Here is a 15,934-nt window from a genome sequence, read left to right as displayed (position 1 = left end):
TTGAGATTGCGGATCGGGTAGCCCCACCATCCGTCCGGAATCAAGCCGGAGTCAATGGCTGTCCCATATCCTAGTAAACCTAGGTAGTATGGTTGACATGGCGGAGATGAGCGTTGCAGAGTTTCGGCCATGTCCACAACCGCGATCGCCGGCCCCGCCCGACAGGCGGAGGCCGGGGCGACGCCCCCGAAGAAGCGGGCTCTGCCGTACCGGACGATCTCCTGGGTCGTCCCCGTCCTGCTGCTGCTCGCGTGGGAGCTCGCCTGCCGAGCCGGCCTGATCGCCGCCAACGTGCTGCCGGCGCCGAGCTCGGTCGGCACGACCGCGTGGCACCTGACCGAGACCGGCGAGCTGCCGCGTCACCTGTGGGAGAGCCTCAAGCGCGCGGCGATCGGCTTCGCCATCGGCGCGAGCCTCGGCCTCGTGCTGGGCGTGCTCACCGGCTTCTCCCGGCTCTTCGAATCGATCATCGACCGGAACATCCAGATCGTCCGGGCCATCCCGTTCCTGGCGATCCTGCCGCTGGTGATGGTCTGGTTCGGCGTCGGGGAGAGTGGGCGCTACTTCCTCGTGGCGCTCGGCACGCTCTTCCCCGTCTACCTCAACACCGTGCTCGGCATCCGCCAGGTCGACCCGAAGCTGCTCGAGATGGGCCGGGTCGTCGGCCTGTCGCGGCTCGACCTGATCCGGGCCGCGATCCTTCCCGGCGCGCTGCCGTCGATCCTGCTCGGCGTGCGCCTGGCGCTGACCAACGCGTGGCTCGCCCTGGTGATCGCCGAGACGGTGGGCGCGCCCGCCGGCATCGGCTTCATGGCGACCAACGCCCGCGAGTTCCTGCAAACCGACGTGATCGTGCTGGTCATCGTGCTGTACGCGCTGATCGGCCTGACCACCGACCTGATCGCCAGGGGCCTGGAGCGCCGCTTCCTGGCCTGGCACCCGAACTATTACGGAGGCAAGAAGTGACCCTGTCCCGCCGCAAGCTCCTCGGCGCCGCTCTGGCTCTGCCCGTTCTGGCTGCCTGCGGCAACGAGGCCGCCTCCGCCTCCGACCGCAAGAAGGTCCGGCTCACGTACGGCGCCATCTCGGTGCCCAAGACCCGGGGCGTCTTCGAGCAGACCCTCAAGGACCAGGGCATCGACGTCGAGTGGGTCGGCCCGTTCCCGAACCACGCCCCGACCCTGCAGGCGGTCGCCACCAACACCGCCGACTTCAGCTTCGGTGGCAGCTCGACCCCGGCCGACCAGGCGCTGCTCTCCGGCAACAAGCTCGTCTACGTCGCCTGGGCCAGTTCCAAGCCGCGGACCAGCTCGATCATCGTGCTGCCGAACAGCGGCATCAAGAGCGTGAAGGACCTGGCCGGCAAGAACGTGGCCGTCAACAAGGCCGGCCTCGGCGAGTTCCTGCTGGTGGCCGCGCTGGAGAAGTACGGCGTGCCGCGAGACTCGGTGACCTTCACCTACCTCAACCCGCCGGACGCCGCGCCCGCCTTCGGCAGCGGCAAGGTCGACGCCTGGTCGATCTGGTCCGGCCCGCTCGAGCTGGCCGAGGTGCAGTACGGCGCCCAGCGGATCTTCGAGGATGGCAAGGAGCTGGACAAGCAGATCGACTTCTCCAGCTACCTGGTCCGCGAGGACTACGCCAAGAAGGAGGGCGACACGATCCGCAAGGTGATCGCGGCGTACAAGACCGAGCAGGACTGGGCCAACGCCAACCCGGCCGAGGCGCAGAAGATCGGCAACGCGGTCTCGAAGTACCCGCAGGCCGTGGTGGACAAGCTGGTCGCCGCGAACGTCCAGGTCACCTGGAGCCTGATCAACGACGACGGCATCGCCCAGCTGCAGGCCGGCGCCGACTGGCTGAGCGAGCACAAGGTGCTCAGCGACAAGATCAAGATCGCCGACCACGCGGTGAAGCTGTGAGCACCGTCCTTGCCACGTCGATCACCCGGCGGTACGGCGAGCGCACCGTCCTCGACAGCCTGGACCTCGAGATCGAGCGGGGCGAGTTCGTGGCGCTGCTCGGCAAGAGCGGCTGCGGCAAGACCACGCTGCTGCGCGCGCTGGCCGGCCTCGACCCGGTCGACGGCGGCACCCTCCAGGTCCCGGAGCGCCGCACGGTCGTCTTCCAGGAGCATCGGCTGCTGCCGTGGTGGAAGGTCTGGCGCAACGTGGCGATCGGCCTGCCGCGGGCCACGGCCCGGGCCCGCGCGCAGTCGGCGCTGGAGGAGGTCGGTCTCGACAAGCACGCGGACGCGTGGCCGGTCACCCTGAGCGGGGGCGAGGCCCAGCGGGTCGCGCTGGCCCGGGCGCTCGTACGGGAACCGGAGCTGCTCCTGCTCGACGAGCCGTTCGCGGCCCTCGACGCGCTGACCAGGATCAAGATGCACGGCCTGGTCCGCGACCTCACCGCCCGGCACCGGCCGGCCGTCCTGCTGGTCACCCACGACGTCGACGAGGCGATCCTGCTCGCCGACCGGGTGCTGACCATGCGGGACGGGCGGATCGCGGCCGTGCACGAGGTAGCGTCCGAAGCTCGCGACCGTGGCTCGGCCCCGTTCGCCGCCCTGCGCCACGTGCTGCTCGGCGAGCTCGGGGTCGTCGAACCCTTGGAGCACGCATGAGCGACGCATTCCATCAAAAATTGCACCACGTCATCCCGGCCGGGCTGTCGGGCGAAACGGCCCAGACCCAGGGCATGCGGCGGGTCGAGGCGATCAGCGGCAAGACCGTCGGCAGCGAGGCGCTGTGGATGGGCGAGACGCACGTGTCGGCCTCGACGGCCAGTGACAACCATCATCACGGTGAATCGGAGACGGCGATCTACGTCGTACGAGGAAACCCGGTCTTTGTCTTCTATGACGAACAGACGGGCGCCGAGAAGAGGCTGGAGACCAAGCCCGGCGACTACATCTTCGTGCCGCCGTGGGTCCCGCACCGCGAGGAGAACCCCGATCCCACGAACGAGGCTGTGGTGGTGATCGCCCGAACGACACAAGAGGCGATCGTCGTGAACCTGCCGTCGCTGCATTAACCTACCCAACAGATGGATTAACCTATCCAACAGATGGGAAATGTAGCGTTCGGCCCATCCTGAAGGAGGCGCCATGTCCGCACTAGCCGTCGCCCACCCCCGGCGCGTGCACCTGCGGCCCGTACCCGATCTGCCGGCCGAACCCCCGGTGACCGTGACCATCAGCATCGCGGGCGGAGCGGCCCCCGGCCGCGACGAGATCCTCGCCGCCCTGCGTGACCTCGCCTCGCTGGCGTCGGTCACGGTGGTGCGGACCGAGGGCGGGATCCACCTCGACCCGCGGGCCCGGACGGCGCTGCGGGACGGGGAGTCGCTCGAGCTCAGCCGGCTCGAGTTCGACCTGCTGCTGTTCCTGGCCCGGCACCCGCGGCAGGTGTTCAGCCGCAGTCAGTTGCTGGCGCAGGTGTGGGGGCACACGCACACCACGAACCGGACCGTGGACGTGCACGTCAGCCGGTTGCGGACCAAGCTCGACGATCCCGATGTGGTGACGACGGTCTACGGGCTGGGCTACCGGCTCGCGGACGAGGCAGCGGTGACGGTGGTCTGATGACGCGCAAGACGGTTGCGGTGGTGGGTGGCGGCGCCGCCGGGGTGCTCGCCACCCGAGAGCTGCTGCGATGTGGCGACGACCGGGTCGTGCTGATCGAGCCGGGCGAGCCGGGCGGGGGGCTGGCCTACGGGTCGGCCCGCCCGTGGCACCTGCTGAACTCGCGGGCCGGCGCGATGAGCGCGGATCCCGACGATCCGCTGGACTTCGCGCGGTGGGCCGGGTGTGCGCCGTCTTCGTTCCAGCCCCGGTCTGTCTACGGTCGGTATCTTGCGGAGGTCTTCGCGCGGACCGCGGCCGCCTATGGCGACCGGCTCGAGGTGGTGCGGGACCGGGCATCTCATATATCCGTCGCTCCGCGCCGGATATATACAGAAATATCAGGATACATTGAGGCGGACGACATCGTCGTCGCCACCGGCAACCCGGCGGCCTCCCAGCCCTTCGCCCTGCGGGATCACCCCGACTACATCGCCGACCCGTGGCGGCAGGGGGTGCTGGAGGCGATCCCGTCCGACGTTCCGGTCCTTCTCGTCGGGGCCGGCCTTACTGCCGTCGATGTGGTCCTCACCCTGACTGCCGGCGGCAATCGGGACGCGCCCATCACCGCCGTGAGCCGGCGCGGCCAGCTGCCGCTGTCGCACATCTCCGAAATCTCCCCGGCGACGGATCTGTCGCTCGACGAGCCTCGCAACCTGCGCGATCTCGTCCGCACGGTCCGGATCGCGGCCGCCCAGGCCTCGGACTGGCGAGCGGTCGTCGACGGTCTCCGGCCCAGCATCGACCGGCTCTGGGGCTCGCTGACCGAGCGGGAGCAGGAGACCTTCCTGCGCCACCTGGCTCGCCCCTGGGAGTGTCACCGCCACCGGATGGCTCCCTCGGTCGGCGCCCGCATCGACACCCTCCGCGAGGAGGGTCGCTTCGAGGTCCGGGCCGGCGGCATCCGCTCGGTGACCGCCCCGCCGGCCGGCGGTGTGCTGGTCGAGCTCGAGGCCGGCGTCCAGTGGTTCGGCGCCGTGGTCAACTGCGCCGGTCCGGGCCGGCTGCCCGCCTCGGCCGGCGGGTTCGTGAACAGCCTGCTGAACGACGGCCACGCCCGCGTCGGCCCGCACGGCCTGGGCCTGGACATCGACGTGCAGGGCCGGATCGCCGACGACGTCTGGCTGATCGGCCCGCTGCGCCGCGGCCGGAGCTGGGAGACCACCGCGGTACCGGAGATTCGCTCCCAAGCCCGCGCATTGATCGACAGACATAAATAATTCATCCCGGTTCGGTCATATGGTCGCGGTATGACGTAGTCGTTTCCGCAGGTCAACGCTGTATCGATGAGCGTCGTCGCAATAATGTTCCATCTTGTGTGCATATCGAGAACTCTCGATACTGCGGGGGCACGGTACGTCACCGGCGTACCACCCACCCCCCTGGGAGGAACAAAGTGCTCACCCGGAAGCTGCGCCGACCGATCGTCGGCCTGGCCGCCTGCATGCTCGTCGGCTCCGCGTTCGTCGCGTCACCCGCGGCGGCGGCTCCCTCGGCCGGCGACGCCTCGTTCGCGCCCTCCGCCCTCGCCACCAAGATCGACGCCCAGTTCGGCAGCGCCACCGCCGGCTCGTACGTCGACGCGGCCGGCAAGGTCGTCGTCAACGTCACCGACGCCGCCACGGCGCGGTCCGTGACCGCGGCCGGGGCCACCGCCCGCTTCGTCGCGAACAGCGGCGCCACCCTCGCGGCCGCCGACAACGCGCTGAAGTCTTCGTTGAAGACCCCCGGCACGGCCTTCGCCGTCGACCCGATCAGCAACCAGGTCGTGGTCAGCGTCGACAGCACCGTCACCGGCGCGAAGCTGGCCGCCGTCCAGGCGACCGTCGCCAAGCTCGGCGACAAGGCCCGCATCGAGTCCATCCCCGGCACGCTGAGCGTCGAGATCTCCGGCGGCGACGCCATCTACGCCGGCGGCAGCCGGTGCTCGCTCGGCTTCAACGTGCGCAGCGGCTCGACCTACTACTTCCTGACCGCGGGCCACTGCACCAACATCGCGTCCACCTGGACCAACGGCTCCACCACGCTGGGCACCCGCGCGGGCACCAGTTTCCCGGGCAACGACTACGGCATCGTCCGCTACACCAACACGACGATCACCAAGTCGGGCGCGGTCGGCTCCCAGGACATCACCTCGGCCGGCACCCCGGCCGTCGGCGCCACGGTCTACCGCCGCGGCTCCACCACCGGCACGCACTCCGGCCGGGTCACCGCCCTGAACAGCACCGTGAACTACTCGCAGGGCTCCGTCTCCGGCCTGATCCGCACCACGGTCTGCGCCGAGCCCGGCGACAGCGGCGGCTCGCTCTACTCCGGCACGACGGCCCTGGGCCTGACCTCCGGCGGCAGCGGCAACTGCTCCTCCGGCGGCGTGACCTACTTCCAGCCGGTCACCGAGCCCCTGAGCGTCTACGGCGTCTCGGTGTTCTGAGTGTCTTGAAACAGAGAACGGCCTCGCCGCTTGGCGGGGCCGTTTTCGTGTGACCCCGGTGTGACGCCGTTCGCCTTAGGCTTCGCGGATGAGAGTCCTGGTGGTCGAGGACCACGTCCGCCTCGCCGACTCGGTGGCCCGAGTGCTGCGGCGCGAGGGCATGGCCGTCGACATCGCGTACGACGGGACGGTGGCCGTCGATCTCACCACCGAGACCGACTACGACGTGGTGGTGCTCGACCGCGACCTGCCAGGCGTGCCCGGCGACGAGGTCTGCCGCCGGCTGATGCGGGAGCCGGCGCGCACCCGGGTGCTGATGCTGACCGCGGCCGCCGCCGTCGCCGACCGGGTGGAGGGGCTCACCCTGGGCGCCGACGACTACCTGCCGAAGCCGTTCGCCTATCCCGAGCTGGTGGCCCGGATCCGCGCGCTCGGCCGGCGCTCGCAGCCCGCCGCGCCGCCCGTTCTCACCAGCGGTGACCTGACCCTCGACCCGGCTCAGCGGGTGGCCACCCGGGCGGGGTCGCGGCTGCCGCTCAACCCCAAGGAGCTGGCCGTCCTGGAATACCTGCTCGCCGCGGCCGGCCGGGTCGTCTCGCCGGAGGAGCTCCTGGAGCGGGTGTGGGACGCGGCCGCCGACCCGTTCACCACGACGGTGAAGGCCACCGTGAACCGGCTCCGATCGAAGCTCGGCGAGCCGGCCGTCATCGAGACCGTTCCGCGCGCCGGCTACCGGATCGCGTGATGGGACTGACGGTCCGCCTGCGGCTGACCCTGCTGTACGGCGCGCTCAGTCTGCTCGCAGGCGCGGTGGTGCTGGCCATCACGTACGTGCTGATCGCCTCGAATGTCCCGAACATCGAGTCCCGTCAGGTCGGTGGGCCGCCCGGCGGCCCTGATCTTGCCGTCGTGGCCCGGGAGGAGGCCGCCCAGCAGCGCGAGACGGTTCTGCACTTCCTGATCGAACAGTCCGTCTACGCGCTGGCCATCATGGCGGTCGTCGCGGCCCTGCTCGGCTGGCTGGTGGCCGGCCGGGTGCTGCGGCCGCTGCGCACGATGACGGCCGGGATCCAGCAGATCTCGGCCCGCAACCTGCACGAGCGCCTCGCCGTCGCCGGGCCGCGCGACGAGCTCAAGGAGCTCGCCGACACCGTCGACGGGCTGCTGGGCCGGCTCGAAGCCGCGCTCGACTCGCATCGGCGGTTCGTCGCCAACGCCGCACACGAGTTACGCACGCCGCTGACGCTGGAGCACGCGCTGCTGGAGGAGGCCGTGCTCGACCCGGACGCGACGGCGGAGTCCTTCCGCACGCAGTACAAGGAGCTGATGCTGGTCAGCGAGCAGCAGGCACGGCTCCTCGACTCGCTGCTCGTCCTGGCCACCAGCGAGCGCGGGCTCGACCGCCGGGAGACCGTCGACCTCGCCGCGCTGACCGGCGACGTGCTGCGGGCGTTCGCCACTGATCTCGTCGTCGAGGCCGACCTGCGCCCCACTCGGATCGCGGGCGACCCGGTCCTGATCGGACGCCTGGTGGCCAACCTGGTCGACAACGCGATCTCCTACAACGTCCCGGGCGGCCGGATCGAGATCGCGACCGGCGACGCCTGGATCTCGGTGGCCAACACCGGGCCGCCGGTGCCGCCCGAGATGGTGGAGCGACTGCTCGCGCCCTTCCAGCGGCTCTCCCGCACGGCCGGCGAGGACGGTCATCACGGGCTCGGGCTCTCCATCGTGCACGCGATCGCCGCCGCCCACGCCGCCGATCTGACGGTGCACGCCCGGCCGGCCGGTGGCCTTTTCGTCAAGGTGTCGTTTGTGCCCGTCGTGTGACCGGCCTCCGCGTAGAACGTAATGCATGTTCAGATTGACGGCAGTCACCTTTGCATCGGTTTTCCTGATCGCCGGATGCGGCTTGGTAAACGATTCGGAATCCGACGATCCCCACGGTTTCGACCAGGCGATGGCGTACGCCTCATGCATCCGCGCCAACGGCGTGCCGAACTTCCCCGATCCCCTCAAGGAAGGCAACGGCGTCAAGGTCCAGGGCGGGGAGTACCTCTCCTCGCCGGAGGGGAAGAAGGCGGCGGAGGCCTGCCGCGACAAGGATCCGCAAGGCAACGACGACTCGGACGGCGGCACGATCGACACCGCGAAGCTGGCGGACTGGATGAAATGCATGCGCGCGAAGCTGCCGAAATTCCCGGACGCGCAGACCAGCGGCGGCACCATCACGATCACTCTCCAGGGCACCGGGATAAAGAGCGATTCCGCGGAATTCCAGAATGCGCGCCGGTCCTGCGAATCCCACGCGCCGGGCGGCAATCTGAAGGTGGTGGACGCGCCATGAGAAGACGGATTTTGGCGTTGCCGGCCGTGGTGATCGCGGCGGCCGCGGTGACCGCTTCCACCGGATTGCTCGGCCGCCGCGACGCCGGCTCGCCGAGCGACACGCTCACCGGGCCGCCGGCCACCGCGACGGTCGAGCGGCGGACCCTGACCCGCACCACGACGGTCGGCGGAACCCTGGGCTACGGCGACACCGCCGCCGTCCTGGCGCCGGGCGGCCGGGGCATGGTCACCTGGCTGCCGCGCGCCGGCGACGTCCTCGAGCGCGGCGACACCGTCTACCGCGTCGACCAGCAGCGGGTTCCGCTGCTCTACGGATCCGTCCCGCTCTACCGCGCCCTGTCCACCGGCAGCAAGGGCGCCGACGTACGGCAGCTGGAGAGCAACCTCGGCGCCCTCGGCTACACGGGCTTCACGGCCGACGACAAGTTCACCGCGGCGACCGCGTACGCGGTGAAGCGATGGCAGAAAGACCTCGGCCGGAGCCGGACCGGAGTGGTCGGGCCAGGCGACGCCGTGGTGTCATCGGGGGCACGTCGCGTCGCCCAGCTCACCGCCGAGCCCGGCGCCGCCGCGTCCGGGGCGCTGCTGCGGTGGACCGGCACTGCCCGGGTCGTCGCGGTGGCGCTCGACATCGGCTCGGCCGACCTCGTCCGGCGGGGCGCCGACGCGACGATCGAGCTGCCCGACGGGACGAAGGCGGCGGCGCGGGTCACCGCCATCGGCACGCCGGCCGCCACCCTGCCGATCCAGCTGACCGTCACCGACCAGCGCAAGCTCGGCCGGTACGAGGTGGCCCGGGTCAGCGTCGACCTCGCCGCCGAGACCCGCGCGGGCGTGCTCGCCGTGCCGATCACCGCGCTGGTGGCCCAGCCGGGCGGCGGCTACGCGGTGGTGGCCGGCGCCGGCCACCTTCCGGTCCGGACCGGGCTGTTCTCCGACAGCTACGTCGAGATCTCGGGCGCGGGTGTCGTCGAGGGCCTGGCAGTGGGGGTGCCGCGATGACGCCGATCGTGCGGATGGCCGGCGTGTCCAAGCGGTACGGCACGGTGCCGGCCCTGCTCGACGCCGACCTGGTGATCGAGCGAGGGGAACTGCTCGCCATCGTCGGCCCGTCCGGCTCCGGCAAGTCCACCCTGCTCAACATCATGGGCACCCTCGACCGGCCGACCGCCGGGAGCCTGCACCTCGACGGCTACGACGTCGGCTCGCTCGGCGATCGCGAGCTGTCGGCGCTGCGGGCGCGGACCATCGGCTTCGTGTTCCAGCAGTTCCACCTTGCTCCCGGCGTACCCGTCATGGAGAACGTGGCGGACGGCCTGCTCTATCGCGGAATCCCGCGCGGACGTCGCCGCGAGGCGGCGTCGCGGGCGCTGCACCTGGTCGGGCTCGGGCACCGGATGACGCACCGGCCGCACCAGCTCTCCGGCGGGGAGCAGCAGCGGGTGGCGATCGCCCGTGCGGTCCTCGGCGATCCGCCGCTGCTGATGGCGGACGAGCCGACCGGCAACCTCGACTCGCACGCCGGCGCGGTCGTGATGGATCTGCTGCGCTCGTTGCATGAGGCCGGCACGACGGTCGTGGTCATCACGCACGACCGCGACATCGCGGCTTCGCTGCCGCGCGAGATCCGGCTGAAGGACGGCCGAATCGTCTCGGGGGCCCGGCGATGAACGAGCCGGCCCGCTTGAGCCCGATGGATGTCGTCCGGGTCGGCGGCTACGGCCTGCGATCGCGCCCGTTGCGGGCCTTCCTGTCGGCGCTGGGCATCGCGATCGGCATCGCCGCGATGGTCGGCGTGGTGGGTATCTCGGCGTCGTCCTCGCACGAGCTCGACCGGCGGCTCAGCGCCTTCGGCACCAACCTGCTGACCGTCGCGCCCGGCCACTCGCTGCCCGGCGAGACCGTGCACCTCCCGGACACCGCGCTCACGATGATCGCCGCGATGCCCGGCGTCGAGACGGTCTCGGCCGTCGGTCGCATCGACGCGCACGTCTACCGCAACGACCACATACCCGTCGAGCGGACCGGCGGCATCTCGGTCTTCGCCGCCCGGGTGGACCTGCCGGCCGTCGTCGGCGCGCGGATGGCGACCGGCGTCTGGCTGACCGAGGCGACCGCCCGGTATCCGGCCGTCGTACTCGGCGGGACGGCGGCCGACCAGCTCGGCGTCTTCCGGGCCGGCCCCGACGAGCTGGTGTGGCTGGGCGGCCGCTGGTTCACGGTCGTCGGCATCCTCGCCCGCAACGAGCTGATCCCCGACCTGGATTACGGCGCCTTCGTCGGCTGGCCCGCCGCCCGGGCCTCGCTGGCCTTCGACGGCCATCCCACCACCATCTACACCAGAGCCGCGGAAGACTCGGTGCTGACGGTGCAGCCGTTGCTGGGCGCCACCGCCAACCCTGCGAGCCCCAGCGATGTCGACGTCTCGCGGCCCTCGGACGTGCTGTCGGTCAAGCGGGCGACTCGGGAGACCCTCCAGGCCCTGCTGCTGGGCCTGGGCGCGGTGGCCCTCCTGGTCGGCGGCGTGGGCGTGGCCAACACGATGGTCATCTCGGTGCTGGAACGCCGGGCGGAGATCGGGCTACGCCGGTCGCTGGGCGCGACCCGGGCCCAGATCCGCACCCAGTTCCTGGCCGAGGCTCTTCTGCTGTCCCTGATGGGCGGCGCCGGCGGCGTACTTCTGGGTATCGGAATAACCGCGATATTCGCGACATATCAGCGGTGGGCGACAGTGGTTCCGGTCTGGGCGATGGCGGGCGGCCTCGGCGCGACCGTCGTCATCGGAGGGCTGGCCGGCTTCTACCCGGCCATGCGAGCCGCCCGGATGTCTCCCACCGAGGCACTCGCGCGGGCCTAGGGATCGGCCGGTGTCCCGTCGACGGGACACCGGCTCACTCGATCAGGATCTGGTCGGCGGCGCTGTCGAGCGTCGCCATGATCCATTGGGTGATGTCGACGCCGCTCTGGCCGGCGGCCTCGCGCCAGCGCTCGAGCCGCTCGCCCGGGATGGCCAGCCGATGCAGGTTGCCCGCGCTCCCGATCAGGGCGCTCTCGCTGCGCTGCGCGGCGCGGACGGCGCCGCGCAGGTGCTTCACGGCCCACCGGTGCTCCACGGCCTGCCGCAGCCAGTGCTCCTGCTCGGCCACGGTCAGCGCGGCGAGCTCGGCATGGTGCTGGAAGCTCAGGGCCGGCCGTCGCCGGGCGGATGGGTAGCGGCCCGCTACCCACGCGTAGTTGCGCAGAGTCTGGTACCGCAGCCCGGCGGACTCGATCGCCTGCTCGTACCGGCCGGTGTAGTGCTGCCGCCCGTAGATCAGCCAGTCGCCCAGCCACCAGGAGGACGAGCTGAGGACGCCGGCGAGCATGTTCCCGGCGCGCTCCCACTCGTCGTACGGCAGGCCGGGCGGCATCCTGAGCGCGACCTTGGTGGTCGTCACCTGCGCCGACGGCAGGCGGTGATCTGTCATGCGGCCAGTGTGGAAAGACCGCCTATCAAGCCACTATCTTGACGCTATCGGCGAGTTCCGTCGATGTTCATCGAAACAGTCCGCGCCGCGGTATGGCTGTGTGATCGATCAGTGTCTTAATGTGATCACGCTGCTATATCGAACGGGGACGTTATGTGGCGAAGAATTCTGCCCGTCTGCCTGGTGGCAGGCCTGGCGGTCGGTCAACTTGTCGTACCGGCTCTGGCCGGTGTTTCCGCAGCCGCGTGCGCGGACCAGGCCGGCACTGAGCCGGCCGCCGCCAAACTCGCGGTCAGCTGCGACCGGCCGGTCACGGTCGAGTCTTCGCAAACCGAGTTTTCCCAGGTGGTGGCCCAGCCGGACGGCCATCTCCGGCTCGAGTCGGCGGTCGAGCCGCAGCGCGCCCGCCGAGGTTCCGGATGGGCCGACCTCGACTTGGCCCTGAGCCGGGGCGGCGACGGGCAGCTGCGCCCGGCGGTCTCGGTCGCCGACGTCGCGTTCTCCGGAGGCGGCTCCGGCCCGCTGGTCACGCTGACCCGCGCCGGCCGTACGGTAACCATGTCATGGCCCGGGAATCTGCCCGTTCCGACCGTTTTTGATGATTCGGCCACCTATGCCGAGGTGCTGCCCGGCGTCGACCTGGTGGTGCGGGCGACGAGCACCGGATTCACGCACGCGCTCGTCATCAAGTCGGCGCAGGCCGCGGCCCAGCCCGGCGTCGCCAGCGTCCGGTTCCGGCTCGGCGGCACCGCGCGGATCTCGTCGGACCGGGGAGTGCTGACCGCGCACGGCGCCGACTCGGTCATCGCGTCGACCGAGCCCGCGGTGATGTGGGACAGCCGGACCGCGCCGGTGACGCCGTCCAAGACGGCGTCCGCCCGCCCGCAGGCCGCGCCGCGCTCGACGCACGAGAGCGCCGGCGACGCCGCCCGGATGGCGCCCGTGTCCGTCGGCCTCACCGGCGGGGACCTCGTGCTGCGCCCGGACCCCAAGCTCCTGAAGGAAGCGACCTACCCGCTCTACGTCGACCCCATCTGGTCCGTCTACAAGAACAAGTGGGCGTACGCGACGAGCAACAACTCCAACAACACCGACTACTCCCGGGCCCGGGTCGGGCTGAACCCCGACACCGGCGCTACGTACCGGTCGTACTTCCAGTTCCCGACCACGGCCAACGGGGTGTCGCTCGGCAAGAAGCACATCGAGTCGGCCCGCGTGGAGATGAAGCTCGACCATTCCTGGTCCTGTGACAGCACGGTCACCTCGATGTACTGGGCGTCGGCGATCAACGCCACGCCGAAGGCGAGCTGGTCGGGCGTGTCGCTGTTGCGCTTCGTGGACAGCGCCACCGGGCACGCCAACGAGGCCGGCGGTTGCGGCAACGAGCAGGGCGACATGTTCATGCAATTCCAGAGCACCGCGGTCACCCAGCTGCTCCAGGACACGGCCAACGGCAGCTGGAGCGCGCTCACCTTCGCCCTCACCGCCCGGGCCGCCGACGGCTCGGGGGAGTCGACCCAGAACCGGTGGAAGAAGTTCTACCCGAACGACGCCAAGCTGTTCGTCGACTACGACACCCCGCCCGGCATGCCGCTCTACCTCCAGGCCGCCGGCGTGGCCTGCAACCCCGGAGTGCTGCCGATCGGGACGCTCACGCCGACGTTCTCGGCGATCTTCTCCGACGCCGACGCGTCCGACTCGCTCACCGGCGTGTTCGAGTGGATCGAGGTGCCGGCCGCCGGGCTCGGTGCGGTGACCGACACGTCGCCGGCCCGCAAGACACCACCACCCAACAAGACATCGATCAGCCCGAAGTCGACGCGGGCCACGACCGCCACCGTCACGGCGGTCAAGGGCAAGACGTACGCGTTCCGCGCGCGAGCCATCGACAAGGCGCCGTACTCGATATCGAGTGCGTGGGGCCCCTGGTGCCAGTTCAAGGTGGACACCACCGTCCCGCCGGTGACCGCCTCGGTGATCACACTGCCCTCCGGGCCGGGGAAGAAGGGCCGGATCCGGATCGAGTCGACCGCCACCGACGTCACCAAGTTCCAGTACGGCTGGGACGCCGCGACGAAGGTGGTCACCGCCTCGGGCACCAACCCGAAGTACGCCGAGGTGGACATCACCGCCCCGTCGTTCGGCCTGAACGTGCTGCTGCTGAAGGCCATCGACGCCACCCTGAACGAGGGCAACGGCTCGCTCGAGTTCCGCGTCGGCCGGCCGTCCCCGCCCGCCGCCCGGTGGGCGCTGGAGACCTACCCGGGCATCGACCAGACGGCCGCCCTGGCCGACCGGGCGCCGTCCCCGGCCGACTCGCCGCTGACCGCGTCCGGCGTGACCTGGACCGACAACGTACGCCTGATCGGCGGCGCGGCGGCTACTTTCAACGGCTTTGCCGAGGCCACCACGAGCTCGGCAGTGGTGAACACGACCAACTCGTTCAGCGTCTCCGGCTGGGTGCGGCTCGGCGGAATGCCCACCGGCGACCGGAAGTTCGCCGGCCAGGCCGGCACCGACGCGGCCGGGTTCGAGATCGGCGTGCGCCGCCTCAACGATGTCTCATATTGGTCATTCGTGATGAAAGACACGATTGCCCAGTCGAGTACCACCGTCGCGGCGATCTCACCGACCGCGATCACCACCGCCGACGTGGGCCGCTGGACGCTGGTGACCGGCTCGTTCGACGCCGCCGAGAAGAAGCTCCGGCTCTACGTCGACGGGACCCTGGTCGCCCAGGCCGACCGGACGGCCGCGCCGTGGGCCGCCACCGGCAAGTTCGCGGTCGGCCACGGGTTCGACTCGGGGGCCGCCAGCAACTTCTGGAACGGCTCGATCGCGGACATGCAGGTCTTCGACCGCGTGCTGGAGCCGCAGGACTTCACCGGCCAGCTGGCCTCCGACCCGACGTCCGGCGGGTTCGACGAACCCGGCATCGCCGCCCCGATCGAGGTCGGGTCGTGGGACTTCCAGAGCGCGGTCGGCTGCTACGCCACCAACTTCCGGGACAGCTGCGAGGCGCCGGACTCCCGAACCGCGTTCGGCCGCTGGCTGGCCCTGACCCGGGGCTCGGAGGTCGGCGCCGGGCACTCGGTCAACGAGTCCGGCCTGTGGACGGACAACAGGTACTTCCCGGAGGACGGCTTCGACGAGTACTCGGAGGAGTACGGCCGGAGCGCGGTGAAGACCGGGTTGACAACCGACCCCGACGGCAATGAGCTCACCACCTGGCAGGAACGGCCGGTGCTGCGCACCGACCAGTCGTTCACCGTCGCGGCGTGGGTGATGCGCGAGGCCGGTCCCGCGGGCAACGGCGGTCGTACGGTCGTCGCCCAGCAGGGCACGCAGGAGAGCGCCTTCTGGCTCAAATTCAGCCCGACCTCCGGCAAGTGGGAGTTCATCGTCCCGCACGCGGACGACTCCGCCGCGCCGACCTCCTGGGTCCGGTCCGTGTCGGACGCACAGGAAGGGATGTGGACACACCTGGCCGGCGTCTACGACTCGGCCCGCAAGGAACTGCGGCTCTACGTCAACGGCGAGCTCGAGGGAACCAAGTCACTGTCCATCACCCCGTTCAACGCGACCGGGCCGATGCTGATCGGGCACACGCTCTGGCACGGCGGGCTGATGGACCAGTGGTACGGCGGCATCGACGACGTCGAGGTCTACCAGGGCGCCTTGAGCTCCGCGTCGGTGGCGTTGAAGTACCGCCTGCAGGCCACACAGACCTCCGCCTCGAACATGCTCGGCAAGGACCAGACACTGCACACGAACGAGGCCTTGCGGTCCAGCGACGGCCGGTTCGACCTGTTGATGCAGGTGGACGGCAACCTCGTGCTGCACGACAACCACGTACCGATCTGGGACAGCGAGACCTGGGACCACCCGGGCGCCTACGTGATCATGCAGGGCGACGGCAACCTGGTCATCTACGACGCGGCCGGCGCACCCGTCTGGAGCACCCGGACCTGGGACACGACCGCGGACCGGCTGGTGCTCTACGACGACGGCGATCTCGCTCTGATCGATCCGACCGGCCAGCTCATCTGGCGACGTGACTGACGT

Annotated in this window: 15 protein-coding genes; 14 read left to right on the top strand and 1 reads right to left on the bottom strand. The window is 70.5% G+C overall.

The features are described 5' to 3' along the window. Positions 1–129: 129 nt before the first annotated feature. The 13 genes from ACQPZX_RS38540 to ACQPZX_RS38480 all read left to right on the top strand — a co-directional run bounded on the left by ACQPZX_RS38540 (position 130) and on the right by ACQPZX_RS38480 (position 11,259). The gene (locus tag ACQPZX_RS38540) at positions 130–966 is read left to right on the top strand and encodes an ABC transporter permease subunit (RefSeq protein ID WP_433366852.1); all 837 of its coding nucleotides are present in this window, start codon (positions 130–132) and stop codon (positions 964–966) included. Further along, positions 963–1,922 (top strand): aliphatic sulfonate ABC transporter substrate-binding protein, encoded by a 960-nt coding sequence (locus tag ACQPZX_RS38535; protein ID WP_433366849.1) that lies wholly within the window; start codon positions 963–965, stop codon positions 1,920–1,922. Before ACQPZX_RS38540 ends, ACQPZX_RS38535 begins: the two co-directional genes overlap by 4 nt. Next, complete coding sequence (locus ACQPZX_RS38530; protein WP_433366846.1) at positions 1,919–2,623, top strand: ABC transporter ATP-binding protein; 705 nt, start codon at positions 1,919–1,921, stop codon at positions 2,621–2,623. Before ACQPZX_RS38535 ends, ACQPZX_RS38530 begins: the two co-directional genes overlap by 4 nt. After that, on the top strand, positions 2,620–3,033 hold the full coding sequence (locus tag ACQPZX_RS38525; RefSeq protein WP_433366844.1) for a cupin domain-containing protein: 414 nt from the start codon (positions 2,620–2,622) through the stop codon (positions 3,031–3,033). Before ACQPZX_RS38530 ends, ACQPZX_RS38525 begins: the two co-directional genes overlap by 4 nt. A 148-nt stretch (positions 3,034–3,181) precedes the next feature. Continuing rightward, positions 3,182–3,583: a winged helix-turn-helix domain-containing protein gene (locus tag ACQPZX_RS38520; RefSeq protein ID WP_433385698.1), complete on the top strand. Its 402-nt coding sequence runs from the start codon at positions 3,182–3,184 to the stop codon at positions 3,581–3,583. Next, a complete protein-coding gene (locus tag ACQPZX_RS38515; RefSeq protein ID WP_433366841.1) occupies positions 3,583–4,842 on the top strand; it encodes an FAD/NAD(P)-binding protein in 1,260 nt (419 codons plus the stop codon). Before ACQPZX_RS38520 ends, ACQPZX_RS38515 begins: the two co-directional genes overlap by 1 nt. A gap of 176 nt (positions 4,843–5,018) precedes the next feature. After that, positions 5,019–6,053, top strand: coding sequence for a S1 family peptidase (locus ACQPZX_RS38510; protein ID WP_433366838.1), 1,035 nt, complete (start codon positions 5,019–5,021; stop codon positions 6,051–6,053). A gap of 88 nt (positions 6,054–6,141) precedes the next feature. Further along, entirely contained in the window at positions 6,142–6,798 is a 657-nt protein-coding gene (locus tag ACQPZX_RS38505; protein ID WP_433366835.1) for a response regulator transcription factor, read from the top strand. Continuing rightward, positions 6,798–7,883, top strand: a complete 1,086-nt coding sequence (locus ACQPZX_RS38500) for a sensor histidine kinase (protein WP_433366832.1) — start codon at positions 6,798–6,800, stop codon at positions 7,881–7,883. Before ACQPZX_RS38505 ends, ACQPZX_RS38500 begins: the two co-directional genes overlap by 1 nt. A 25-nt stretch (positions 7,884–7,908) precedes the next feature. Next, entirely contained in the window at positions 7,909–8,400 is a 492-nt protein-coding gene (locus ACQPZX_RS38495; RefSeq protein ID WP_433366829.1) for a hypothetical protein, read from the top strand. Further along, positions 8,397–9,404, top strand: a complete 1,008-nt coding sequence (locus tag ACQPZX_RS38490) for a peptidoglycan-binding domain-containing protein (RefSeq protein ID WP_433366826.1) — start codon at positions 8,397–8,399, stop codon at positions 9,402–9,404. Before ACQPZX_RS38495 ends, ACQPZX_RS38490 begins: the two co-directional genes overlap by 4 nt. A 5-nt stretch (positions 9,405–9,409) precedes the next feature. Continuing rightward, positions 9,410–10,072 carry an ABC transporter ATP-binding protein gene (locus tag ACQPZX_RS38485; protein WP_433385695.1) on the top strand — a complete coding sequence of 221 codons (663 nt, stop codon included), beginning with the start codon at positions 9,410–9,412 and terminating at the stop codon, positions 10,070–10,072. Further along, positions 10,069–11,259: an ABC transporter permease gene (locus ACQPZX_RS38480; protein ID WP_433366823.1), complete on the top strand. Its 1,191-nt coding sequence runs from the start codon at positions 10,069–10,071 to the stop codon at positions 11,257–11,259. Before ACQPZX_RS38485 ends, ACQPZX_RS38480 begins: the two co-directional genes overlap by 4 nt. Positions 11,260–11,293: 34 nt before the next feature. Here the strand turns inward: ACQPZX_RS38480 and ACQPZX_RS38475 are convergent, their stop codons facing one another. Then, positions 11,294–11,869, bottom strand: a complete 576-nt coding sequence (locus tag ACQPZX_RS38475) for an LmbU family transcriptional regulator (RefSeq protein WP_433366820.1) — start codon at positions 11,867–11,869, stop codon at positions 11,294–11,296. 153 nt (positions 11,870–12,022) lie between these two features. Here ACQPZX_RS38475 and ACQPZX_RS38470 point away from each other — a divergent pair, with 153 nt between their 5' ends. After that, positions 12,023–15,931: a LamG-like jellyroll fold domain-containing protein gene (locus ACQPZX_RS38470; protein WP_433366818.1), complete on the top strand. Its 3,909-nt coding sequence runs from the start codon at positions 12,023–12,025 to the stop codon at positions 15,929–15,931. Positions 15,932–15,934: the final 3 nt, after the last annotated feature.

The sequence above is a fragment of the Actinoplanes sp. CA-142083 genome, from assembly GCF_050942195.1.
In the GTDB taxonomy this organism is placed as follows: domain Bacteria; phylum Actinomycetota; class Actinomycetes; order Mycobacteriales; family Micromonosporaceae; genus Actinoplanes.
Note: the sequence above shows the minus strand (reverse complement) of the source record. Positions and strands in the feature narration are given on the sequence as shown.